General features: G+C 64.7%; 25 protein-coding genes. 18 read left to right on the top strand and 7 right to left on the bottom strand.

Features of this window, described 5'->3' with window-relative positions; translation table 11 throughout:
- The first annotated feature begins 107 nt into the window (after window positions 1-107).
- From HK107_RS07290 to HK107_RS07245, 10 genes are all read left to right on the top strand, one after another.
- A complete protein-coding gene (locus HK107_RS07290; RefSeq protein WP_173198094.1) occupies window positions 108-2,021 on the top strand; it encodes a tetratricopeptide repeat protein in 1,914 nt (637 codons plus the stop codon).
- Window positions 2,014-2,871, top strand: coding sequence for a 16S rRNA (cytidine(1402)-2'-O)-methyltransferase (gene rsmI / locus HK107_RS07285; protein WP_173198093.1), 858 nt, complete (start codon window positions 2,014-2,016; stop codon window positions 2,869-2,871). The genes HK107_RS07290 and rsmI overlap by 8 nt, the downstream gene beginning before the upstream one ends.
- Complete coding sequence (locus tag HK107_RS07280; protein WP_173198092.1) at window positions 2,834-3,199, top strand: YraN family protein; 366 nt, start codon at window positions 2,834-2,836, stop codon at window positions 3,197-3,199. Before rsmI ends, HK107_RS07280 begins: the two co-directional genes overlap by 38 nt.
- A gap of 63 nt (window positions 3,200-3,262) precedes the next feature.
- A complete protein-coding gene (locus tag HK107_RS07275) occupies window positions 3,263-3,802 on the top strand; it encodes a BON domain-containing protein (RefSeq protein WP_173198091.1) in 540 nt (179 codons plus the stop codon).
- Window positions 3,799-4,002, top strand: coding sequence for a hypothetical protein (locus HK107_RS07270; protein ID WP_173198090.1), 204 nt, complete (start codon window positions 3,799-3,801; stop codon window positions 4,000-4,002). The genes HK107_RS07275 and HK107_RS07270 overlap by 4 nt, the downstream gene beginning before the upstream one ends.
- Window positions 3,980-4,924 (top strand): glutathione synthase, encoded by a 945-nt coding sequence (gshB, locus tag HK107_RS07265; RefSeq protein WP_173198089.1) that lies wholly within the window; start codon window positions 3,980-3,982, stop codon window positions 4,922-4,924. The genes HK107_RS07270 and gshB overlap by 23 nt, the downstream gene beginning before the upstream one ends.
- Window positions 4,921-5,673, top strand: coding sequence for an enoyl-CoA hydratase/isomerase family protein (locus HK107_RS07260; protein WP_173198088.1), 753 nt, complete (start codon window positions 4,921-4,923; stop codon window positions 5,671-5,673). Before gshB ends, HK107_RS07260 begins: the two co-directional genes overlap by 4 nt.
- 81 nt (window positions 5,674-5,754) lie before the next feature.
- A complete protein-coding gene (locus HK107_RS07255) occupies window positions 5,755-6,192 on the top strand; it encodes a DM13 domain-containing protein (protein WP_173198086.1) in 438 nt (145 codons plus the stop codon).
- 66 nt (window positions 6,193-6,258) lie between these two features.
- Window positions 6,259-7,752, top strand: coding sequence for a YifB family Mg chelatase-like AAA ATPase (locus tag HK107_RS07250; RefSeq protein ID WP_173198084.1), 1,494 nt, complete (start codon window positions 6,259-6,261; stop codon window positions 7,750-7,752).
- A gap of 67 nt (window positions 7,753-7,819) precedes the next feature.
- The gene (locus HK107_RS07245) at window positions 7,820-9,676 is read left to right on the top strand and encodes an ATP-binding protein (protein WP_173198082.1); all 1,857 of its coding nucleotides are present in this window, start codon (window positions 7,820-7,822) and stop codon (window positions 9,674-9,676) included.
- Here the strand turns inward: HK107_RS07245 and hemW are convergent.
- Together hemW and rdgB are read right to left on the bottom strand one after the other, a co-directional pair.
- Window positions 9,637-10,764, bottom strand: coding sequence for a radical SAM family heme chaperone HemW (gene hemW, locus HK107_RS07240; protein ID WP_173198080.1), 1,128 nt, complete (start codon window positions 10,762-10,764; stop codon window positions 9,637-9,639). The two genes, HK107_RS07245 and hemW, sit on opposite strands and share 40 nt — an antisense overlap.
- Entirely contained in the window at window positions 10,761-11,357 is a 597-nt protein-coding gene (gene rdgB / locus HK107_RS07235) for an RdgB/HAM1 family non-canonical purine NTP pyrophosphatase (protein WP_173198078.1), read from the bottom strand. Before rdgB ends, hemW begins: the two co-directional genes overlap by 4 nt.
- Window positions 11,358-11,467: 110 nt before the next feature.
- Here rdgB and HK107_RS07230 point away from each other — a divergent pair, with 110 nt between their 5' ends.
- Window positions 11,468-11,677: a helix-turn-helix domain-containing protein gene (locus HK107_RS07230; RefSeq protein ID WP_173198076.1), complete on the top strand. Its 210-nt coding sequence runs from the start codon at window positions 11,468-11,470 to the stop codon at window positions 11,675-11,677.
- Window positions 11,674-12,087 (top strand): DUF3052 family protein, encoded by a 414-nt coding sequence (locus tag HK107_RS07225; RefSeq protein ID WP_198912323.1) that lies wholly within the window; start codon window positions 11,674-11,676, stop codon window positions 12,085-12,087. Before HK107_RS07230 ends, HK107_RS07225 begins: the two co-directional genes overlap by 4 nt.
- Here HK107_RS07225 and HK107_RS07220 read toward each other — a convergent pair.
- Complete coding sequence (locus HK107_RS07220) at window positions 12,084-13,049, bottom strand: LytTR family DNA-binding domain-containing protein (protein ID WP_173198074.1); 966 nt, start codon at window positions 13,047-13,049, stop codon at window positions 12,084-12,086. The genes HK107_RS07225 and HK107_RS07220 overlap by 4 nt on opposite strands.
- A 3-nt stretch (window positions 13,050-13,052) precedes the next feature.
- Here HK107_RS07220 and HK107_RS07215 point away from each other — a divergent pair, with 3 nt between their 5' ends.
- Both HK107_RS07215 and rlmN read left to right on the top strand, forming a co-directional pair.
- Window positions 13,053-14,213 carry an acyltransferase family protein gene (locus HK107_RS07215; protein WP_173198071.1) on the top strand — a complete coding sequence of 387 codons (1,161 nt, stop codon included), beginning with the start codon at window positions 13,053-13,055 and terminating at the stop codon, window positions 14,211-14,213.
- 68 nt (window positions 14,214-14,281) lie between these two features.
- Window positions 14,282-15,451 carry a 23S rRNA (adenine(2503)-C(2))-methyltransferase RlmN gene (gene rlmN, locus HK107_RS07210; RefSeq protein ID WP_173198068.1) on the top strand — a complete coding sequence of 390 codons (1,170 nt, stop codon included), beginning with the start codon at window positions 14,282-14,284 and terminating at the stop codon, window positions 15,449-15,451.
- A gap of 3 nt (window positions 15,452-15,454) precedes the next feature.
- Here the strand turns inward: rlmN and HK107_RS07205 are convergent, their stop codons facing one another.
- Window positions 15,455-15,835 (bottom strand): hypothetical protein, encoded by a 381-nt coding sequence (locus tag HK107_RS07205; RefSeq protein WP_173198066.1) that lies wholly within the window; start codon window positions 15,833-15,835, stop codon window positions 15,455-15,457.
- Window positions 15,832-16,140 (bottom strand): autorepressor SdpR family transcription factor, encoded by a 309-nt coding sequence (locus HK107_RS07200; protein WP_173198064.1) that lies wholly within the window; start codon window positions 16,138-16,140, stop codon window positions 15,832-15,834. Before HK107_RS07200 ends, HK107_RS07205 begins: the two co-directional genes overlap by 4 nt.
- 84 nt (window positions 16,141-16,224) lie before the next feature.
- On the opposite strand from HK107_RS07200, the gene HK107_RS07195 reads away from it, so the two are divergent.
- Both HK107_RS07195 and HK107_RS07190 read left to right on the top strand, forming a co-directional pair.
- Entirely contained in the window at window positions 16,225-17,118 is an 894-nt protein-coding gene (locus HK107_RS07195) for a zinc metalloprotease (RefSeq protein WP_173198062.1), read from the top strand.
- Between the two features lie 74 nt (window positions 17,119-17,192).
- Window positions 17,193-17,591, top strand: coding sequence for a hypothetical protein (locus tag HK107_RS07190; RefSeq protein WP_173198060.1), 399 nt, complete (start codon window positions 17,193-17,195; stop codon window positions 17,589-17,591).
- Here the strand turns inward: HK107_RS07190 and HK107_RS07185 are convergent.
- Both HK107_RS07185 and tsaD read right to left on the bottom strand, forming a co-directional pair.
- The gene (locus tag HK107_RS07185) at window positions 17,588-18,580 is read right to left on the bottom strand and encodes an NAD(P)H-dependent glycerol-3-phosphate dehydrogenase (RefSeq protein ID WP_173198058.1); all 993 of its coding nucleotides are present in this window, start codon (window positions 18,578-18,580) and stop codon (window positions 17,588-17,590) included. The two genes, HK107_RS07190 and HK107_RS07185, sit on opposite strands and share 4 nt — an antisense overlap.
- Window positions 18,580-19,659: a tRNA (adenosine(37)-N6)-threonylcarbamoyltransferase complex transferase subunit TsaD gene (gene tsaD, locus HK107_RS07180; RefSeq protein ID WP_173198056.1), complete on the bottom strand. Its 1,080-nt coding sequence runs from the start codon at window positions 19,657-19,659 to the stop codon at window positions 18,580-18,582. Before tsaD ends, HK107_RS07185 begins: the two co-directional genes overlap by 1 nt.
- Window positions 19,660-19,686: 27 nt before the next feature.
- On the opposite strand from tsaD, the gene hemC reads away from it, so the two are divergent.
- Both hemC and HK107_RS07170 read left to right on the top strand, forming a co-directional pair.
- On the top strand, window positions 19,687-20,658 hold the full coding sequence (hemC, locus tag HK107_RS07175) for a hydroxymethylbilane synthase (protein ID WP_173198055.1): 972 nt from the start codon (window positions 19,687-19,689) through the stop codon (window positions 20,656-20,658).
- Complete coding sequence (locus HK107_RS07170) at window positions 20,651-21,343, top strand: uroporphyrinogen-III synthase (protein ID WP_173198054.1); 693 nt, start codon at window positions 20,651-20,653, stop codon at window positions 21,341-21,343. Before hemC ends, HK107_RS07170 begins: the two co-directional genes overlap by 8 nt.
- The last annotated feature ends 46 nt before the right edge of the window (window positions 21,344-21,389 follow it).

Genomic DNA, 21,389 nt, shown 5'->3' with positions numbered 1-21,389 from the left:
ACACCGACAACACACTTAACAGCCTTAGGCAGTTCCTAGGGGGGCAGGACCAGTGCTATTGCGCGTTTGCCTATGTTATCGAGTCTGCGCGGAAGGGCCCGCCGATCGTGTTGAAGTTTTTTGTCGAGCTCAGGCGCAGGAGCGTCTTCAGGGTGGCCGGCGGCTATGCGGTGCTCGCATGGCTGCTGATCCAGCTCGCCATCGCGCTCGAAGCGACCCTTCTCCTGCCCGCGTGGTTCGACAGTGGCGTCACGGTCCTCCTCATCCTCGGCTTTCCCGTGGCAGTGATCCTCGCCTGGGCTTTCGAGATGACGCCCCAGGGGATCAAGCGCACGGACTATGACCCGGACGCAGACCCCGACCATGAGCATCTGCGCCTGCGCGTTGCTGATGGCGTCATTGCCATCGCGCTCGTGGCCCTCGTTGGCCTCACCACTTGGAACCTGACCCGCGAGACCCCGCGCTCCGTCGAGGTCCCCCTCGGCGAAGTCGCCGCCTCGGCCCTCACCGAAGAGCCCGAGCGGACAGTCCCTGAAGGCCCCTCCTCCATCGCCGTCCTGCCCTTCGCCGACATGAGCGCAGCCCAGGACCAGGCCTATTTCTCCGACGGCATTGCCGAGGAGATCCTGAACGCCCTCGTCAGGATCGACGGCCTGCGGGTCGCCGGGCGAACCTCCGCGTTCGCTTTCAAGGGATCAGAGCGCACCCTCAGCGAGATCGGCGAGACCCTGAATGTCGGGCACATCCTCGAAGGCTCGGTCAGGAAAGACGGCGACCGGGTGAGGATCACCGCGACGCTGATCGAAGCGGACACCGGCTTCAATCTGTGGTCCGACACGTTCAACGAGACCCTCGACAATGTCTGGGACACCCAGGAGCAGATTGCCCGCGCCGTGGCGCGGGAGCTCAAGGGCATGATGACCGAGAGCGGCGGCGAACGGCTCGCCGATCAGCTCACAGATGACCCCGTCGCTTACGACCTCTTCCTGAGAGGTCGCGATCTCGTCAATCAGGCGTGGGGCATCGACACCCTCCCCCGCGCAGTCCTGTTCCTCCAGCAGGCGGTGGAGCGTGACCCCGAGTTCGTCGCCGCGTGGGAGCTTCTCTCCTACGCCAACTTCCTCCTGCCCACCTATTCCCGGGTCCAGTCGCAGGACCCCTACATGGCCACCGCCGAAGAAGCCGCGCGCAAGGTCATCGCGCTCGAGCCGACGGACCCTGCGGGCCATTCGCTGATCGCCAGCCTGCGCCTCGCCGACAACCGCTTTGCCGAGGCGCTCAAACGCAGCGCCCTTGTGAGGAAGCTTGGCCCCGATGATCCGGAGGCGAACTATGGCCACGGCTACCGCCTCTCCGTCATCGGCAACTCCCGCGACGCTCTTCCGCTTCTTGACGAGGCCCTCGACGCCAATCCCAGCAGCGGGCTCTGGCTCAACGCCCAGGCCGTCGCCCGCCTCAACGCAGGCGACCTCGAAGGCGCTCGTCAGTCTGCAGAGCGCAGCTTCGAGCTAGGCTTCCCCGGCGCCGCGTTCATCATCGGCGACATCATGCTGATCGAAGGAAAGAAGCGCGCTGCCTACGATTACCTGATCGAGGCCTATGACAGCCTTTCCTACATCGCGCCCGAATTTGCCGACCGGGATCAATGGGTTCTCGCAGGCCGCGCCCTTTACCTCGAGGAGAAACCGGCGCAGGCCCTAGCGCTCCGGCGGGTCACCGAGGCCCGCGCCGCGCCCGAGATCGCCATGAGCACCTCCATCATGAACGCCCTCCTCTCCATGGGCGAAGCCGAGCTCTTCATGGAAGCCTTCGAGGCGGAACCTTACGCCAACGGCTCCTATGTCCTGAGCCGCCTGTGGGACGGCCGCGAGGCTACGACGAAGATCAGGACCCACCCGGACTTCCCTCAGTGGGCCGATCAAGTCGGCCTCGTCGAGGCATGGCAGCAATTCGGCTGGCCTGAGAAGTGTACGCCTCGCTCAGGAACCGACGGCTCGGACGGCCAGTTCACCTGTGTCTGATTTCCGGCAGCTGAAGCCGCTCCAGCCTGGTCTCCATGTTGCCGCCACCCCCATCGGCAATCTCGGCGACATCACGAGGCGCGTCGAACAGGCCCTCGTCCATGCCGACCGCGTCCTCTGCGAGGACACCCGCGTCACCGGCAAGCTCTACGCAGCACTGGGCCTCGAGCGTCCTCCGCTCACCCCCTATCATGAGCACAACGCCGCCGAAGTCCGTCCACAGATCATCGCGGATCTCAAGGAAGGCAAGGCCATCGTCCTCGTCAGCGACGCAGGCACGCCGCTCATCTCCGATCCCGGCTACAAGATCGTCCGCGAGGCAAGAGACGAAGGCATCCCCGTCTTCACCCTCCCCGGCGCAAGCGCCCTCACCGCGGCCCTGTCCATCGCAGGCGCGCCGACCGACCGCTTCACTTTCTACGGCTTCCTGCCCAAGCCAGCCATGACTCAGCACCGTCTGTTCAGTGAGCTGAAGTCACGCGGGGAGACCGCCGTCTTCTACGAAAGCGGCCCGCGCCTCGCAGCAAGTCTCGACATGCTCGACCGGGTCCTCGGGCCACGCCGGGTGTCGATTTGCCGTGAGCTGACAAAGCTCCACGAGGAAGTCGTCGAAGGCTATGCGTCAGAGCTCTCCGAGCGCTACCGGGACCAGCCGCCCAAAGGGGAAATCGTCCTCGTCGTCCATCCGCCCGAGAAGGACTATGACGCACCGAGCCTCGACGATGTCCTCGCCCGCCTCATGGCCACCGAGAGCCTCCGCGAATCAGCCCGCATGGCCGCCGAGATCACCGGCCTTCCGAAGAAAGAATGCTATGCCCGCGCCCTCGCGCTCAAGGAGGCAGGAGGCTGAGCGGCAGGGCCGCATCGCCGAGACCCTCGCCACGATCCTCCTCATGCTGAAGGGCTACCGCATCCTGGCCCAGCGCTTCCGCGCGCAAGGCGGCGAGATCGACATTGTCGCCAAGAAGTCCGGCACCCTCATCTTCGTCGAGGTGAAAAAGCGGACATCGACCGAGGCTGCCCGCCTCTCCGTCACGCCCCGCAACCAGCAGCGCATCCGGGCCGCTGCAAACCAATGGCTGGCCCGCAAAGCCAAGCGCATCGACGTGCCCATACGCTACGATATCGTCGCCGCAGGGACTTTTTCGCTCAGGCATTTCCGCGACGCTTTCCGCTGAAAGGCATTGGAACTCTTGGCGACGCCTCATAAGTAGGCCCTAATGCCGCAGGAGAACCCCGCCATGCTCCGCCCGATCCTTGTCGTCTTCGCCGCCCTGACCCTCACCGCCTGTGTCCAGAACAGGACCCTTGGCGACCGGCTCGACGATTCCGCCGCCAGCGTGAACCTCAAGTCGAAGCTCCTTTTCGACCGCGAGGCCAAGACCGGCGACATCGACATGACCATTTTCGAAGGCCGGCTGCTCCTGACGGGCACGGTCCCAACCGAAGGCGACTCGATCCTGATCGAGGAGAAAGCCCGCCGCATCCCGCAGGTCCGCGAGGTCATCAACGAGATCCTCGTCCTCCCCCGGACCACGGTGGGCCAGGGCACGCGCGATGCGTGGATCGACCAGAAGCTCGAAACGGCCCTCATCGCTGATACCGGCGTGACGGCTGGCAACTACCGCGTCCTCGTGAGCCAAGGGGTCGTCTACCTCCTCGGCGTCGCCCAAGGGCCCAATGAGCTCCGCCGCGTCACCGGACAGGCCCAGGCCATCGCAGGGGTCAAGGAAGTGGTGAGCCACGTCATCTATCTCAGGGATCCGCGGAGACCTCAGTGACCCAGACGCTCGTCGAAACCCGCGCCTTCATCGCCGTCATGCTCGTCTCGGGCGTCATCGCGATGATTTTCGGGTTCGTCGAGCTCGGCACAGACAGCGGCCCTGCCTCCGCAGCCCTTTCCTTCCTCATCGCTGCGTCCTTCTTCATCGTCGCCGCGATTTCCCTCTGGAGACGCAGTGCGCATCGCCATTCAAACTGACCCGTTCAGTGGTCTGATCATCAAGGGCGACACGACCTTCGCCATGGCCCTCGAGGCGCAAGAGCGCGGCCACGAGATCTGGGAATACCAGCCCCAGCACCTGCAGCTGAGAGGCGACGAAGTCTTCGCCCGCGCCCGCAAGCTGTCCAAGCTCATGGATACCCAAGGCGAGCACGTGATCCACGGCGAGGAAGAGGTCCTGGACCTTTCCTCCGTAGACGTTGTCCTCATCCGCCAGGACCCGCCCTTCGACATGGTCTACCAGACCGCGTGCTACATCCTCGAAAAGCTGCCTGAGAACGTCCTTGTCCTTAACGATCCGGCCGAGATCCGCGGCGCGCCGGAAAAGCTCTTCGTCATGGACTATCCCGAGCTCATGCCGACCACCCTCGTCACCAGTGACGAGCAGGCGCTCAGGGCCTTCCGGGAGGAGCATGAGGAGATGATCCTCAAGCCCCTCTACGGCAATGGCGGCGCCGGGGTCTTCCGCATACGTCCAGGTGACGAGAACTTCAGCTCGCTTCTCGAGATGTTCCTCGAAGGCGACCGCCCCCTGCCCGTTATCGCGCAAGGCTACCTCAAGGAAGTCAGAGGCGGCGACAAGCGCGTCCTGATCCTCGACGGCGAGCCCGTCGGCGCCATCAACCGCGTCCCGGCAGAAGGCGAAGCCCGTTCCAACATGCATGTGGGCGGCCGAGCCGAAGCCTCGGACCTCACTGAGCGCGACCTCGAAATCTGCGCCGCCATCGCGCCCGAGCTGAAAGAGCGCCGCCTCGTCTTCACGGGCATCGACGTCATCGGCGGTATGCTGACGGAAATCAACGTGACCAGCCCCACCGGCATAAGGGAGCTCAAGCGCTTCGGAGGCCCCGACATGGCCGCCCTCTTCTGGGACTGGGTCGCGAACGAGAAAGCGGCATGACCGAACTCCTCACCGAAACGACGGGCGGGATCACCACCCTCACCTTCAACCGGCCCGAGGCGATGAACGCCTTCACGCCGACCTTGCTTGAAGCCCTCGTCCGTGAGCTGAAGGCCATTGGCGAGGAGACCAGCGTCATCATTCTGAAAGGCGCCGGCCCCTGTTTCTCCGCAGGCGTCGACCTCAAGGTCCTTCAGAAAGCCACCCTCAAGCATGGCCGGGTCGGCGGGGTCTTCGACGGCCCAGCCTCCGAGGCAGCCTCTGCCGTCAGGCAAGTCCCGCTCCCCGTCATCGCACAGGTGCACGGAGCATGTTTCACGGGCGCGCTGGAGATGGCGCTCCACTGCGACTTCATCATGACCACCGGGGAGACGAAGTTCGGCGACACCCACGCCAAGTTCGGCATCCGCCCCACCTGGGGCATGAGCCAGATGCTGCCCAAGGCCGTGGGCCTCAGAAAAGCCCGTGAGCTGAGCTTCACCGCACGGACCTTCTCCGGCGCAGAAGCCGCTCAGTGGGGCCTCGCCAACGCAGCCTTCGAAGACGAAGCCGCGCTAGACGGCGCGGTCATGAAGGCCGCCTCGGCCATAGCGCGCAACTCCAAAGGCGCCGTCGCTGCGTACAAGGAGCTTTTCGCACTCTCCGCGGAGAACCGCCCTCTAGAAGACGCACTCACCGAAGAAGTCGCCCGCGAGTTCGAGACCATCACCGACACGGCCGACCGCCTCTCGGGCTTTGGCAAAAAGTAGCAAGGCAGCTTTCACACCTCCCGGTGTGACCGAGCAGGCGGTCCCGCGAACAGGCTCTCAGAAGCCACAAGCGAGACCGCCATGAAACGCCTCCTCCTAGCCGCCTCTGCCGCCCTGACCGTCGGCACCGTCCTCATCCCTCAAGCTTCCTTCGCTGCCTCCACCGTCGCCGTGCAGGAGGCCGAAGTCCTCCTCTCCGGCTCCTTCGAAGGCCGTGAAGGGAAACAGGGCCGCGGCACCGCCCGCATCATCCTCGAAGGCGGCAAGCTGTTCCTCGAATTCGAAGACTTCCGCACAAGCCGAGGCCCCCAGCTTGAAGTCTGGATCGCCGCCGGCCCCGTGCGCAGCAACTCGGAAGCGGAAGCTGCGAGCTATCTAGAACTCGCCCCCCTCCAGTCCGCACGCCAGAAATCCCAGCGCTACGAACTGCCCGCAGACTTCGACCTCGATGACGCCAAGAGCATCGTGATCTGGTGCAAGCCGTTCAGGATTCTCTTCGCTTCCGCGGAGTTATCCTGATCACTGCAGACTATGCTTGCGTTCTCTTAATGTTCCTGCCACGCCGAAGGGAACGAGGAGAATCGCATGGTCGCGGAAGTCACGAGCTTCGCCTTCGAAGGCGTCGAGGCCCGCGAGGTCACGGTCCAGGCCCACATGACCGGCGGCAATCCGGCCGTCGTCATCGTCGGCCTGCCGGACAAGTCGGTCAGCGAAGCGAAGGACCGGATCTCTGCTGCGTTCTCCGCTATCGGCCTGGGCCTGCCGCCCAAGCGGATCACGGTGAACCTCGCGCCTGCCGACCTGCGCAAGGAAGGCAGCCATTTCGACCTCCCCATCGCCCTCGCGCTGATGGCCGAAATGGGCGCGATCCCGAGGGATGCCGTCGAAGGCATGGCCGTGATCGGAGAGCTCGGGCTCGACGGCACCATCGCCAAGACAACCGGCGCCCTGCCCGCCGCCGTCGCCGCGAACAGCCTAGACCTCGGCCTCATCTGCTCCGAAGCCTCGGGCGCTGAAGCGGCGTGGGCTGGCGGTGACGCCAAGATCATCGCCGCGAAAAGCCTGGTTCAGCTCGCCAACCACTTCAAAGGCACGCAAGTCCTCGCCCAGCCTAAGCCGGGGCCTCTCCTCCCGACAGAAAGCGTGCCGGACCTCGCCGACGTCAAAGGCCAGGAAACGGCCCGCCGCGCCCTCGAAGTCGCAGCAGCAGGCGGGCACAATCTGGTCCTCATCGGCCCGCCGGGGTCAGGCAAGAGCATGCTGGCCTCAAGGCTTCCCGGCCTCCTGCCGCCGTTATCCCCCGAGGAAATGCTCGAAGTCTCGATGATCCAGTCCGTCGCCGGGCTCATCAGCGATGGCGCCCTCTCCCGCTCAAGACCTTTCCGCGCGCCGCACCACTCCGCCTCCATGGCCGCCATGGTCGGCGGCGGCATGCGCGCCAAGCCGGGCGAAGCGTCGCTTGCCCACCGGGGCGTTCTCTTTCTCGACGAACTGCCGGAGTTCTCAGCCCCCGTTCTCGACAGCCTCCGCCAGCCGCTAGAGACAGGCGACATCCTCATCGCGAGGGCCAATGCCCATGTCCGCTACCCCGCGCGCTTCCAGCTCGTCGCCGCCATGAACCCCTGCCGATGCGGCGCCATGTGCATCCGCGGGCCGTCCTGCGCGCCCAAGTACCAGTCCCGGGTCTCAGGCCCTTTCCTCGACCGCATGGACATCACCATCGAGACCCCACCTGTCTCCGCCCTCGACCTCGCAAGCCCTGCCGAGGGGGAGGACACCGCAACCGTCGCCGCTCGCGTCCTTGCCGCCCGCGAGGCCCAGAAGGAACGCGGGCCGATCAACGCCCAACTCGGGGAAAGCGCCCTTACCCAGGCCGCCCAGCCCGACGATGCTGGCCTCGGCCTCCTCCGCCGCGCCTGTGAGCAGCTCAACCTCTCCGCCCGAGGCTATACCCGCATCCTGCGCGTGGCCCGGACCCTCGCAGACCTCGACGGATCGGATGCGCTCCGCAGGGTTCACATTGCAGAAGCCATCAGCTTCAGACGTCCTGAACCCGCCGCCATCAAAGCGCCCGGCTGAACAAACGGGACGGCAACACTCTCGTGATAGTATCTCGGCTCGCACAGCCAAGGGAACGCTGTCACCCATGCCTACGCCTGCCCTTTCGATCGAGCACCTCTCCGCCGCCGCGTTTCTCACGGACGCGCTCACCGGGATCGTCACCGCTCGAAACGCAAGAGCGCAGGAACTGGGCCTTCCGCCCGAGGCTGTCTTCAAATCAGAACGCTGGCCCGCCGCGTGGGACGTGAAGCCGATCGCCCAGGGCCAGTGGCAGGTCACGGCCGAGCTCGGGCAGCAACGCCGCTCGATCACGCTCGCAACGTCCAGCGCCGCTGATGGCCAGATCCTCCACATCGCCACCGAACTGGACCTGCCCGCTGAAGCCTCTTCCAAGGGTCAGGGTACGGACCGAACGCTCCAGTTCCTCGCCACAATGAGCCACGAGATGCGGACCCCGCTCAACGGCATCCTCGGCATGGCTGATCTCCTGATGGAGACGGGGCTCGATCCCAACCAGTCCAATTTCGCGAAGAACATCAAGCAGAGCGGCGTCGCCCTCCTCGACCTCATCAACGCAATCCTCGACTACGCCAAGCTCGACACGGGTCAGGCCCAGCTGAGGGTTGAGCCTTTCAATCCAACGATGCTCTGTGAGCAGATCGCCGAGCTTCTCGCACCCAAAGCTGCCGAGAAGGGCATCGAGATCAGTGCACTGATCCACCCGCAGGTTCCAAAACGGCTACGTGGAGATGCGTCCAAGCTGCGCCAGCTGCTGATCAACCTCGTCGGAAACGCCGTCAAATTCACCGAACGAGGCGGGGTCATCCTCACCGTGAAGGTCGAGGAGCAACAGGACGGCCGCGCGACCCTCGCCATCGACGTCATCGATACAGGTGTCGGCATTCCGCAGACACTCCTGCCCAACCTCTTCGACGCTTACTCGCGCGACGATAGGGTGGAAGAGCGCTCGATCGAGGGCACCGGCCTTGGCCTTGCGATCGTCAAGCAGCTCACGGAGAAAATGGGCGGTAAGATCCGTGTCGAGAGTGAGGTCAATCTTGGCTCGACCTTCGTTCTGCGTCTGCCCTTTGAAATTGAAGAGGTTGCACCTCGTGAGCGGCCCGAGCCGGTGGCTGATCAGAACGTCGTCCTGCTGACCGACAATGCCGTCCTGTCGCGGGCACTGACGCTGCAGCTCCGGCTTGCAGGTGCCGACAAGGTGACATCGGTGAAGACCGTTGGTGATGCAGCGCGTGCGCTGGCTGGCTCTGACGCCAACCTCCTTCTCTGCGACTATCCGTTTACGAATGATGCCGCACCGCTGGCCACCTCGGCGGATCGCGCGATCGCCCTCCTCCCAACAGGCAAGCGGGACGCCGTCGACCATCTTCGCGAGATAGGCTTCCCCGTCTACCTCACCAAACCCATCCGCCAGCGGAGTTTCCTCCGTGTCCTTGCCGGAGATGATCTCAGCATCACCCAAGACGAGCTCGACCGCGCGGAGCGCGAGCGTAAGGAAGAGGTCAAGGACGTCGGCCCTGCGAACATCCTCCTTGCTGAGGACAACGACATCAACGCCGTTCTCGCGCGCGCGGTCGTTGAGCGCGGCGGCCATAAGCTGACCGTGGTCGGCGACGGGAAGCAGGCTGTCGAGGCTGCTGCAGAAGGCAGCTTCGACATCATCCTTATGGACATGCACATGCCCGTCATGGGTGGTCTCGACGCTGCCCGCGCCATTCGGGACGCAGAGACGGTCAGCCGTGTACCGATCATTGCACTCACGGCAAACGCGCTTCAGGAAGACCAGGATGCGTGCCTCGAGGCAGGCATGGACGACTTCCTGACCAAGCCGTTCGAGCCCGGAACGCTGCTAGGGCTGATCTCGAAATACCTCGACGCCGCTCAGCCGGCCAACCCTTCGGCGAGAAGCGCCGTCAGCTGATCAAGAACGAGGCGACCGCTCGGGCTCGCCCGCAGCCGGCCATCCTGTTCGGTCAGCAGACCTGCTTCGACAAGCGGCCCGGCGCATTCCAGCACACCGGGCGCATCGTCCCCCAGCCGCGACAGATCGAGCCCCGCCACGGGCCTGAGGCCACCAGCCAGCGCTTCCAACCGCACGTCGGAGAGGGACAGTTCTTCGACCACCAAACGCTCCGCCTGCGGAAGGGAGGGGTAGCGCACAGGCACGGCAGCGCCCCGCGTCGCCACCCACTTTGCCTCGCCCCCTAAACGGCCATGGGCACCGGGGCCGATACCGATCCATTCCGCATCCTGCCAATAAAGGCTGTTATGCCGCGCTTCAGACCCCGGCTTGGCGTGGTTCGACACTTCGTAGGCAGGCATCCCCGCCGCCTCCGTGACCTCTTGCGTGACCTCGTAGAAGTCAGCGGCGCGATCGTCAGGCATGGGGATGAGCCTCCCCTTTTCCGCTGCCCGCCCAAAAGCCGTCCCCTCTTCAATCGTCAGCTGATAAAGCGATAGATGGTCCGCACCAAGATCACAGGCAGCAGCAAGAGCATCTCGCCATGCGCCAAGCTCCTGATCCGGGAGCGCGTAGATCAGGTCGAAGCTCACATCGGAGAAAACACGCAACGCTTCATCGAGCGCGCTTCGAGCCTCGCTCGCATCATGGTTGCGCCCGAAGAACTTAAGCTCGGCATCATCGAAGCTCTGTATACCAAGCGACAAGCGGTGAAAGCCAAGTCCCGCAAGCATTTCGAACCGCGACGCATCATCGGGGTTCGCCTCAACCGTCAGCTCGCAAGTCTCTTCGCGCCCGAACAGGCGCTCCGCCTCGGACAGCACAGCTTCCGCCACGGAAGGAGGGATCAGCGAAGGCGTCCCGCCCCCGAAATAAATGCTCCGCAGGGCCCGCTTCTCGGTGAGCTCGGCATAGAACCGCAGGTCATCGAGAAGCACTTCCGTCCACGCAGCTTCATCGACCGCGCGATTTTTGGCGATGGTGAAGTCGCAATAGGGACAGATCCGTGCACAGAAGGGCCAGTGGACATAGAGCCCAAGGGGTCTCACCCGATAAGCTCCACCATCAGGGCTTCCATCGCCCGCGAGCGGTGGGAGTGCTTCGCTTTTTCCTCAGGGCTCATCTCGGCGAAGGTCCGATCCTCGCCATCAGGGATGAAGCACGGGTCATACCCGAAACCGCCTTCGCCCCGCGGCGGGAAAACCAGCTGCCCCTCGACCTCGCCCCGGGCCGAGATCCGGCGGCCGTCCGGCCATTCGAGGATCAGGACGCTCACGAAGCGGGCCGCGCGGTTATCGCCCGCCGCCTTCACCTCGCGCTCGAGCCGCGCCATCGCTGCGGCAAAATCGCGCTCCGGTCCGCCCCAGTCAGCCGAGTAGACCCCCGGCGCGCCGTCCAGCGCATCGGCCGATAGCCCCGAATCATCAGCCAGAACAGCGAACCCCGAAGCCTTTGCTCCGCTTGCAGCTTTCAGCCCGGCGTTTTCCTCGAAGGTGGTGCCGGTCTCCTCGACCTCAGGCAGGCCAAGGGCGGCGGCGGTTGTGACATCCACGCCTCTCCCATCGAGAAGACGTTTCATTTCCTGCACTTTTCCCTCGTTACGGGTTGCAAGAACAAGGCGGTTTCCGGGAAAGAGGTCCATCCGTTCGCCCTAGGCCGTGCGGGAAGAGATCAGCAAGGGTTGCGGCGATATGAATAATCGTTCATCACGCCTAAGCCTTTTTGTTTATCGATAAAGGATATGAAGCCCGCGTGACCATCCGCGTGACCTTGGACAAGATACTCGCCGAACGCGACATGTCGCTGACGGAGCTGTCCGATCGCGTCGGTATCACCATCGCCAACCTGTCGATCCTGAAGACCGGCAAGGCGAAAGCGGTGCGCTTCACCACCCTCGAGAAGATCTGCGAAGTCCTCGACTGCCAGCCAGGCGACATCCTCGAATACGAGCCCGCCGGGTGACGAAGGCCGGGGCGAGCCACGGTTACTCCGGCAAGCCCCTGGCAGAGAAGCTTGGCATGAAACCGGGGACGGTCGTCCTGCCGATCGGCGCGCCTGCGCACTACCGCGACCTCCTTCCGGGGACCGACGACGTCATCTTCCGCAAGACGGCGAAGTCAGCGGACATCGTCCACCTCTTCTGCCGCCACCGGGCAGACCTCGCGCGCCGCCTGCCGGGTGCGCTCGGCAAGGTGGCCGGGGGCGGGATGCTCTGGATCAGCTGGCCGAAGAAGAGCTCGCCGCTCTTCAAGGACCTGACCGAAGGCGATCTCAGGACCGCGATCCTCCCGACGACGAACTTCGTCGACGTGAAGGTCTGCGCGGTGGACGAGGACTGGTCCGCCCTCAAGTTCCTGCGCCGCAAGGCCTAGCCGCCGAGCGACAGGCCGTCCCGGTAGCGCCTCGATACAGGCACTTCCGCACCGTCCGACATGGTGAGCTTCAGGTCTCCGCTGCCCGTCGGCGCCGCCTCACGGACCTCCTTGGACACCGCGAGATAGCTCCGATGCACACGGACAGCCTCGGTTCCCGCGCTTTCGAGATCATCCGCCACGGCCTTCAGAGTCGTGCGGACGAAATGCTTGCCCTGCCGCGTGTGAAGCTCGGCATAATTGCCCTCGGCCTTGGCCCACAGGACATCGCCAGCCTCAAGAAAGATCGTCCGCCCGCCGGACCGGAACGTCAGCATCCGCGGCGCAGCGCTGGCCTTCGCCGCCGCCAAAGCCCGGCTCTTCTGCGCCAGCTCACGCCCAAGGACGATCAGCATGGCGAGGATGAAATAGGTCAGCGCGTCCTTCCTGAACTCGTAGATGAACTCGCGCGGCAGATTGTCAGTGAAGATGTAGGGCCCGCCGAAAAACACAGGGTGGAGCACCTTTCGAAGCCCGACCATCACCGCGATGTGCAGGCTCGAGAACACCAGCACCCCCACCGCATGCACCCCGGCGATCCGCACCCAGCGATGAACCCCCGGCATCCCCCGCGACACCGCAGCGGCAACCAGCGGCATCAGCGCGAAGATCACGAGGATGCTCGTTCCGTCCCACAGCGCCATCTTCGCCGGTTCAACATCGGAGCCTCTGCCCGCCTCGGTGATCGCGGACAGGACCCCGACCAGCGTCATCGCGACGGTCAGCCCTGCGAACCACCAGAATGTCTGACGGTCCGCCTGCCGGTCTTCCTCGTCAGGGGTCAGCGGAGCCGTCCCTGAAGCCTCGCCGCTTGTCCCAACCCCATGACCAAGCGTCCCTTTTGGCCGCGAGCCGTCACCTGTCGCTGGCGGTCGGGCGAGGCCGTTCCCAACCTTGGCATCGTCAGCAGTTTCACTGGTCATCCGATGTCTTTTCCCCATGCCGCCCCGTCTCACGCCCGCCGCCAAGACCTCGACTGGGTCCGCGTCATCGCTTTCGGGCTCCTCATCTTCTACCATATAGGCATGGCCTATGTGCCATGGGGATGGCACGTGAAGAGCCCCTATGGCTCGGCGGCGTGGGAGCTGCCGATGCTCGCAGTCAACCCGTGGCGGCTGGCGATCCTGTTCTTCATCTCAGGGGTCGCGGTCAGGTTCGCGATCGACAAGCTCGGCAGCGGCAGGTTCGCAGCCTCACGCCTCTTGAGGCTAGGCGTCCCGATCCTCTTCGGCATGGCAGTGTGGGTCATGCCGCAGGCCTATTTCCAGCTCCTCGCCAGCGGAGAGATCGAGCCCGGCATCCTCGCCTTCTGGGGGCAGTACCTTTCGGGCGAGCAGCAGTTCAGCATCACGACGCCGACGTGGAACCACCTCTGGTACATCGTCTACCTGCTCGTCTACATGCTGCTTACCGCCCCTTTTGCAGGGCTCCTGAGGCGGGCGGCAGACTCAAGGTTCTGGAACGCCCTCGCTGCACGGCCGCTCTTCCTGATCGCAGGGATCGCCGCGCCCTTCATCCTCTACGAGTATCTCCTCGAGCCGCGCTTCCCGAACACCAACGCCCTGATTGGCGACTGGAACAATCACGCGCACCGTCTGACCATCTTCCTACTCGGCTTTCTCGCGGCAAAGTCCGAAGGCTTCTGGGAAGGCGTCAGACGCGCCCTGCCCCTCTCGCTGATCCTATTCGCGCTGCTCTTCGCATGGCGAATGCTCATCGAGAGCACGCCAGAAGGCGGCTTCGACGACATCCCAGCCCCTGTGCTCATCATCGGCGGAGCAACCTGGCCAGCGGCCGGGGTCCTTTACGCCTGGACGACGATCCTCTCGATCCTCGGCCTCGCCCAGCGCTTCCTCAGCCAGCCATCGCCCGTGCTGAAATACCTGACCGGCGGCGTCTTCTGCTACTACGTCCTCCACCAGACGATCATCGTCGCGCTCATCGCTTGGCTCGGCCCGCTGAGGCTCGGCGGACCGCTGGAGCTGACCCTCGTCTTCGCAGGAACGACCCTCGGATGCCTCGCAGGCTACGAGCTCCTCCGCAGGATCCCGGGTCTCAGGATCGCCTTCGGCATCAAGGAAAGGTAAGCTTGCGGGAGCGCGGCCCCGGGTGTAGGCGCCGCGCTCCTTTTAAGACCTGTAGCAAGGCAAGAGATATGAGCACGACCCTCCTCGACCGCGCCCCCGCGGTCCAGACCGACCAGCGTACCTCCCTCGTCGGCCTCAACCGCAAAGAGATCGCCCAGCGCCTCGAGACCGATCTCGGCCTTACGAACAAGGAAGCGCGAATGCGCGCGCGTCAGGTGTGGGGCTGGATCTACAATCTCGGCGTCACCGACTTTGCCGAGATGACCAACATCGCAAAGCCCATGCGCGAAAAGCTCGACGACTGGTACACCGTCCCGCGTCCTGAGATCATCGAGCGCAAGGTCTCCGTGGACGGAACGAGGAAGTATCTCCTGCGCTTCGCCCCGGGCGTCGAAGCCGAAGCCGTCTTCATCCCAGGCGTTGGCCGCGCAGGCGCGCTGTGCGTGTCGAGCCAGGTGGGCTGCACCCTCAACTGCACCTTCTGCCATACGGGCACCCAGGCCCTCGTCCGCAACCTGACGGCCGAAGAAATCGTCCTCCAGGTCCTGACGTGCAAGGACGATATTGAGGAATGGCCGTCCGGCAAGGACGAGCGCCAGCTCTCGAACATCGTCTTCATGGGCATGGGCGAGCCCCTCTACAACACCGATGCCGTGGCCCAGTCAATCGACATCATCTCCGATGGCGAAGGCATCTCGATCAGCAGGCGGAGGATCACCGTCTCGACGTCAGGCGTCGTCGGCCAGATGCAGGAGCTCGGCGAAAAGTCCGAAGCGATGCTCGCCATCTCGCTCCATGCGACCAACGACGAGCTGCGCGATGTCCTCGTGCCGATCAATAAGAAGTGGCCGCTGAAGGACCTGCTCCAGGCTTGCCGCGATTATCCGGGTACGTCGAACTCACGCCGGATCACCTTCGAATATGTCATGCTGAAAGGCGTCAATGACAGTGACGCCGAGGCCCATGAGCTTGTCCGGCTGCTGAAAGGCATCCCGGCCAAGATCAACTTGATCCCCTTCAACCCCTGGCCCGGCAGTGACTACGAGTGCTCGAGCTGGTCACGGATCGAAGCCTTCGCCGACATCGTCAACCGCGCAGGCTACGCCTCACCCATCCGTACACCGAGGGGCCGCGACGTCGGCGCCGCCTGTGGCCAGCTCAAGACCGAAAGCGTCAAGAAAAGAGCCTCGGAGCTACGCGCCGAGGCCCTCTACGGAAACGGTCAGCTGCCTGAGTAACCCTCAGACCCACACCCTGGTTTTGAAAGCCACGCCAAGGACGAGGACCAGGGCGACTGCAACAGGGATCGTCGACAGGAGCGCCATATGCTGGGCTGGCGCGACGACCCAGATCAGGGCGTGAGCGACGCCGGCCAGCATGAAGGCCCAACCCGCAAACCTCTTCATGCGGAAAGCCGTCCCCGGATCAGTCCCGCAGGATTTATGCGGAAGGTCCTTTGGCATGGCGTTGCCAAACCAGACCAGGACGAGACCGGCGATCACACCCGAAATACGCTCTGGCTCACCGGACAGCCACCCGAATTCCTGAGCGCGCTCGCCGCCGAAGGCGACCAGTAAGATAAGTACCCCGAAGGTCAGTGCATTTCTTATTTGTCGGTTCATGAGCCTGCTCCTTCCGGTTTTGCTCTTCCAGCCGCCAGTGCATCCGCACCTATGCCGAATTGCTCGGCAAACCCGAGCAGCGCATCTTCGAGGACGGAGATCTGCAGGTGATAGATCACCCGCTTGCCGTCCTTCTTCGCCAGCACCAACCCTGCTTCCTTCAGCACACTGAGGTGCTGGGACATGGTCGGCTTCGAGAAGTCGAACCGGTCCGAAATCTCCCCGGCGGAGAGGGGCCCATCCTTCAGGAGGGACAGGACCTCGCGCCGGGTGGGGTCGGACAGGGCTTTGAAGACTGATGCCATGAATCGTCATTTAGCTAAGCGACTAAATGATGTCAAGACTGGCTTCTTCATCGCAAAACAATAAATGGAACTTTCGCTTCCCGGATGACGCCCATGCTCTTCGCTCTCGCCGCCCTGACCCTCACGGCCCAGCCGATGCCGACCTCGGACATTGAGCTGAGCTTCGACGGCCTCTCCGAAGACGGGCAGGTCGATTTCGAGAAGGCGGCGATGGTCTGGGAGCGCTGCCTCGTCTCCGAAGCGCCGATCAGGATCAGGGTCTCCAAGATCGACCGCGGCCCCACCGGCTTCGCCTACCAGAACGTGGTCCGGAACAAGCGCTACCTGCCCGTCAAAGACGCCTGGTACCCCACCGCCCTCGCCTCGGCCCTCCGCGGCAAACGGGTGAGCGATGAGGACGACATCAACATCTTCATCAAGGAAGAAATGGGCGACGAGACCCGCCACTACTCAAGGAATGACCCGATCCCCGAGGATGGCGTCGACATGATCAATGTCGCCCTCCACGAAATCGGCCACGGCCTCGGGCTCTCATCGGCGACCTTCGTCCCTTGGGAAGGCGAACCCCTCGGCGCGATTGGCAGGCCCAACGGCTTCGTCAACTACTTCAACTACAGCTTCACCCTGCACGAGCAGGACGGCACGCCCCAGCTCTACGACACGTTCCTGAAGCTGGCTGATGGCCGGAAGATCACCGAGGACTTCGGCAATCCCTCCCTCGGCCTCACCTTTGCCCTCGCCAATCCAACCATCCATTTCGACGGCCCCGAGGCGGAGAAGGCCAACAATGGCTTCCCGGTCGGCGTCACGCCCCTCAACGTCAGCCACATCCCAGCGTTTCCAAGGGCCCCCACGCCGGTCATGCTCTCCAACTCAGGCCGCGGCGAGAGCATCCGCAACCCTGACAAGATCATGCTCGGCATGCTCAGGGACCTGGGCTGGACCATCACCGAGGCCTGCTACGACCGCGGGGCATGATAGCGAGGTTCCGCCTTTTCTTAACGTCTCGTTCAGGTTAAGGTCTCCCGACGGTTAGGGGTGGAAACAGAGCCATGACGCGCATCGAGACGATTTTCGGCGGCCTTCTGGCGCTCGGTATCGGAGCAGTTTTCCTCTTTGTTTTCTTGGGTTCGGCGTCTTCGGGGCCGAGTGAGCGCTCCTATGAGCCGGGTCAGACCCGCACCATCTCGACGAAGGCTTCGCTCTCGGGCCTCCTGAGCGACGACCCGGAAGATTATGTCGCCCCGACGACCGCCTGCGAGTGCTACTTCCTCGGCTACGACATGGTCCGCGAGGGCATCAGCTCGACCAGCACCGTCTTCGAAGGCCAGGTCCAGACCTGCTACGACAATGTCGGTGCGATGGGCGCCTCGGCCCTTGGCAAAGGCGCATCCGACGCGGCTGCAGAACCGCGTGAGCGCCGCAGCTGCCGCGCAGGCGACTACCTCTAAGCTTCGCTTCTGAGCGGTCTGTTCATCAGGCCGCCGATCGCTTCATCGACGCCTTGGCGGCCGTCGATTACTGCTGCCACACCTTCTGAAATCGGCATCTCGCAACCGAGCGCCCGTGCCTGCTCCGTCAGAGGACCAGCCGTTGCAGCGCCTTCGGCCACGCTCTTCTGGCTCTCGAGATAGGTCGCAGGATCAGCACCTTCGCCAATCGCCATGCCAAGCGAGAAATTCCGCGACTGGGGCGAGTTGCAGGTGAGGACGAGGTCCCCAAGCCCCGAAAGCCCTGCCAGCGTCTCCGGCTTCGCCCCCATCGCCAGACCGAACCGCTGCAGCTCCGCAAAGCCCCGCGCGATCAGCGCAGCCTTGGCGCTCTCGCCGAACCCCTTGCCCACCGCGATCCCGCAGGCAATCGCCAGCACGTTCTTCACCGCCCCGCCAAGCTCCGCGCCCAGGGGGTCGTCGGAAGCATAGGGCCTGAAGGTCGGCGTCGAGAGTCGCTCCAGCCAGAACGAACGCTGCGCCTCATCCTCAGAAGCCAGCGTCACCGCCGTCGGCAGCCCCCGCGCCACATCCGCCGCAAAGCTCGGCCCTGAGAGGACAGAGCCCTTCGCCTCAGGCCAAGTCTCCGAGAGCACCTTATGCATCGGCGCCATGGAGCCCCGCTCCAGCCCCTTGCAGCATAGCGCCACCGGCAGGTCCGCGCCGCTCGTCGCCTCACGGAACCGCTCGAGCCAACCCCGCGCCGCCTGTGCAGGCACCACGAACAGGAGACCTTCGGCATCCTTGAGATCGGAAGCGACCGACGTCACCGAAAGCGCCTCTGGAAACGCGACGCCGCCGAGATAGCGCGCATTCTCCCGCGCCGTCGCCATCTGGAGCGCCCGCTCCTTGTCACGGCACCAGAGCACCGTCTCCCGGCCAGCCTCGGCCATCAGCACCGCAAGGGCCGTGCCCCATGAGCCAGCGCCGGCCACCATCAGCTTCGCCATCAGACCTTCGCTCCCCGTTTGCCTTTGCCGACCACCGGCGCAGCCTCTCCGTCCAAGGGCCATCGCGGCCGCGGAGCCAGCGCCAGAGCATCCTCCTGCGTCGGCGCAAGCCCCGCCTCGTGAAGCCTTGCGCCCGCTAGCGCGATCATCGCCGCATTATCGGTGCAGTACTTAAGCCCCGGCACGAGAAAGCCCGCGCCCTCGGCCTCGGCAATCTCCTCAAGCCGCGCCCGCAGCATGGCATTCGCCGCCACGCCGCCAGCAGCGACCAGCGTCGTCGCCCCCGTCTCCCGCAACGCAGCCTCCGTCCGGGAAGCGAGATGCTTCACCGCCGCCGCCTGAAAACTCGCCGCGAGGTCCGCCCGGTCCTGATCCGAAAGAGGCGCAGCCTCCTCCGCCGCCTGACGGACAGCCGTCTTGAGCCCTGAAAAACTGAAGTCGAAGCCCTTCCGCCCAAGAAGCGGCCGCGGCATCGCAAACCGCTCCGCGTCACCCTCTTCCGCCACCCGCTGGATTGCAGGACCACCAGGGACACCAAGGCCCATCAGCTTCGCCGTCTTGTCGAACGCCTCGCCAGCCGCATCGTCGATCGTCGTACCGAGCCGCTTCGCCTTGCCTGCGCCCTCGATCAGCAACAGCTGCGAATGCCCCCCGCTCACCAGCAGCAGGAGGTAGGGCAGCGGCACGTCATGCTCGAGCCCCGCCGACAGCGCATGGCCTTCAAGGTGGTTCACAGGCACCAGCGGCACGCCCGTCGCCAACGATAGGCCCTTGGCGAAGGTGAACCCCGCCATGACCCCGCCGATCAGCCCCGGCCCCGCCGTCGCCGCGATCAGGTCCAGCGCGACAGCGGTAACGCCCGCCTCGCGCAGGGCCTCTGCGGCCACCTGGTCGATCCTGTCCGCATGGGCCCGCGCAGCGATCTCAGGGACCACCCCGCCAAAGGGAGCATGCGCCTCGTCCTGACCGCGCACGATGGAGGAGAGGATCTCGACCCTCTCGCCAATGCGCAGGACCGCCGCTGCGGTATCATCGCAGCTCGACTCAATGCCAAAGACCAGACGCTCTTGTCGCTCCATCGCCGAGCGCCTAGCAGCACGGACCTGATGCAGAAACCCATCATCATAGCCTCCCGGCGCTCGCCCCTCGCCGTTGCCCAGGCCGAAGCCGTGCGCGCCATGCTTGGCCGCGCCGCTGGGCTGCCCGAGACGGCGTGGGCGGACAGTTTCCCGCTCAAGACGTTCGTCACCATCGGCGACAAGAACCTGCAAAGCTCCCTCGCCGAGGTCGGCGGCAAGGGCCTCTTCGTCAAAGAGATCGAGATGGCGCTCCTCACCGGGGAAGCGCAGGTCGCGGTCCACTCGATGAAGGACATGCCCGCCGAGATGCCCAAGGGCCTCGTTCAGGCCGCTGTCCCTAAGCGCGAAGACCCCCGCGATGCCTTTGTCACCCTCGACGGCGCAGGCATCGAAACCCTTCCCCAAGGCGCAAAGCTCGGCACCAGCTCGATCCGCCGGGCAGCCCAGATCCTCCGTAGGCGTCCCGACCTCGACGTCGTCCCTTTCCGCGGCAACGTTCAGACCCGCCTCGAAAAGCTCGAAGCAGGCGTCGCCGCAGGCACTTTCCTTGCCGAAGCGGGCCTCAGGCGCCTCGGTCGCGACGATGTCCGCCGCCTGCCGATTGATCCTGACGTCATGCTGCCCGCCCTCGGCCAAGGCGCCCTCTGCATCCAGGCCCGTGGCGATGACGAGGAGACCCTGGAGCTCTGCCGCAAGATCTCCGATCCCGCGACCGAGCTCGCCAGCGCGGTCGAGCGCGCCTTCGTCGCAAGGCTCGACGGCTCCTGCCGGACGCCGATGGCAGGCCTTGCCGAAGCAACAGGTACCAAAGTCCGTTTCCGGGCAGAAATTCTGCACCCTGACGGCCAGATGTTCGAAGCCTTCGACGAAACCTTCGAGGCCGAAGGGACAACGCCCGACGACCTCATCCTCGACGCCCTCGCTAAAGGCGGCCGAGCTGCAGAGCAGCTCCTCTCTATGGCCAGTGCCGAGCTGAAAGCGGTCATTGCCGGTGGCTGATGCCGCGATCCTCGTCACCCGCCCCGAACCGGGCGCGAGCGATCTCGTCAGCAGGCTGACGGAAGCCAAAGCAGGCCGCATCTTCTCTGCACCGATGAGCACGATCGAGGCCACAGGCGGCGAGGTCGATCAAGGCGACGCCAGCGCCCTCCTCATCACCTCCCCCCGCGCCATCACCCACGCAGACCCCCTGCCTGAGCTCCCCGTCTACGCCGTCGGCCCAGCCAGCGCGGAAGCCGCCCGCAAGGCAGGGCTCACCGTCGCAGGCGAGGGACAGAGCACCGTCGATGAAACGTTTCTCGCCCTCATTCCCGACGGCACCCGCCTCCTCCACCTTTCAGGCGAGCGCCTCGCCACCGACCCCCGCGAGCCCCTCGAAGCCCGCGGCGTCCGCTACCGCCGCCAGTTCGTCTACGCAGCCCGCGCACCTCAGGAAGCACCCGCTGCCCTCGCCGACTTCCTCGCAAGCAACAGCCCTCACTTCGTGACATTCCTGTCAGCTCTGGCAGCCGAAAACTTTGCCCGGCTGGTCCGGAACCGAAATCTTCCCCCGCTTGCGGCGCTCTGTCTCAGCCCCAGGATCGCCCAGACCGCAGAGGCCTCAGGCACCTTCGAAAACGTGTTCACTGCAACTGACCCGGACCCCGCGCTGTTCGTTGACTTCGTTTCATCGCGCTGCACATAAGTTCCGAAAAGGCGGGCCCGGCTCGCTCACTGGGAATCTCGTGTGC

The organism is Parvularcula mediterranea, assembly GCF_013085255.1.
GTDB classification, from domain to species: domain Bacteria; phylum Pseudomonadota; class Alphaproteobacteria; order Caulobacterales; family Parvularculaceae; genus Parvularcula; species Parvularcula mediterranea.
This window is presented reverse-complemented; position numbering and strand designations above follow the sequence as displayed.

Excerpts from the sequence above, each read along its gene's own strand:
- HK107_RS07220 (WP_173198074.1), bottom strand. The coding sequence starts at position 13,049 with ATGACCAGTGAAACTGCTGACGATGCCAAGGTTGGGAACGGCCTCGCC.
- HK107_RS07215 (WP_173198071.1), top strand. The coding sequence starts at position 13,053 with ATGTCTTTTCCCCATGCCGCCCCGTCTCACGCCCGCCGCCAAGACCTC.
- HK107_RS07195 (WP_173198062.1), top strand. The coding sequence starts at position 16,225 with ATGACGCCCATGCTCTTCGCTCTCGCCGCCCTGACCCTCACGGCCCAG.
- HK107_RS07185 (WP_173198058.1), bottom strand. The coding sequence starts at position 18,580 with ATGGCGAAGCTGATGGTGGCCGGCGCTGGCTCATGGGGCACGGCCCTT.
- hemC (WP_173198055.1), top strand. The coding sequence starts at position 19,687 with ATGCAGAAACCCATCATCATAGCCTCCCGGCGCTCGCCCCTCGCCGTT.
- HK107_RS07260 (WP_173198088.1), top strand. The coding sequence starts at position 4,921 with ATGACCGAACTCCTCACCGAAACGACGGGCGGGATCACCACCCTCACC.
- HK107_RS07250 (WP_173198084.1), top strand. The coding sequence starts at position 6,259 with ATGGTCGCGGAAGTCACGAGCTTCGCCTTCGAAGGCGTCGAGGCCCGC.
- rdgB (WP_173198078.1), bottom strand. The coding sequence starts at position 11,357 with ATGGACCTCTTTCCCGGAAACCGCCTTGTTCTTGCAACCCGTAACGAG.
- HK107_RS07245 (WP_173198082.1), top strand. The coding sequence starts at position 7,820 with ATGCCTACGCCTGCCCTTTCGATCGAGCACCTCTCCGCCGCCGCGTTT.
- HK107_RS07200 (WP_173198064.1), bottom strand. The coding sequence starts at position 16,140 with ATGGCATCAGTCTTCAAAGCCCTGTCCGACCCCACCCGGCGCGAGGTC.
- HK107_RS07205 (WP_173198066.1), bottom strand. The coding sequence starts at position 15,835 with ATGAACCGACAAATAAGAAATGCACTGACCTTCGGGGTACTTATCTTA.
- tsaD (WP_173198056.1), bottom strand. The coding sequence starts at position 19,659 with ATGGAGCGACAAGAGCGTCTGGTCTTTGGCATTGAGTCGAGCTGCGAT.
- HK107_RS07190 (WP_173198060.1), top strand. The coding sequence starts at position 17,193 with ATGACGCGCATCGAGACGATTTTCGGCGGCCTTCTGGCGCTCGGTATC.
- HK107_RS07280 (WP_173198092.1), top strand. The coding sequence starts at position 2,834 with ATGCCCGCGCCCTCGCGCTCAAGGAGGCAGGAGGCTGAGCGGCAGGGC.
- rlmN (WP_173198068.1), top strand. The coding sequence starts at position 14,282 with ATGAGCACGACCCTCCTCGACCGCGCCCCCGCGGTCCAGACCGACCAG.
- HK107_RS07275 (WP_173198091.1), top strand. The coding sequence starts at position 3,263 with ATGCTCCGCCCGATCCTTGTCGTCTTCGCCGCCCTGACCCTCACCGCC.
- HK107_RS07255 (WP_173198086.1), top strand. The coding sequence starts at position 5,755 with ATGAAACGCCTCCTCCTAGCCGCCTCTGCCGCCCTGACCGTCGGCACC.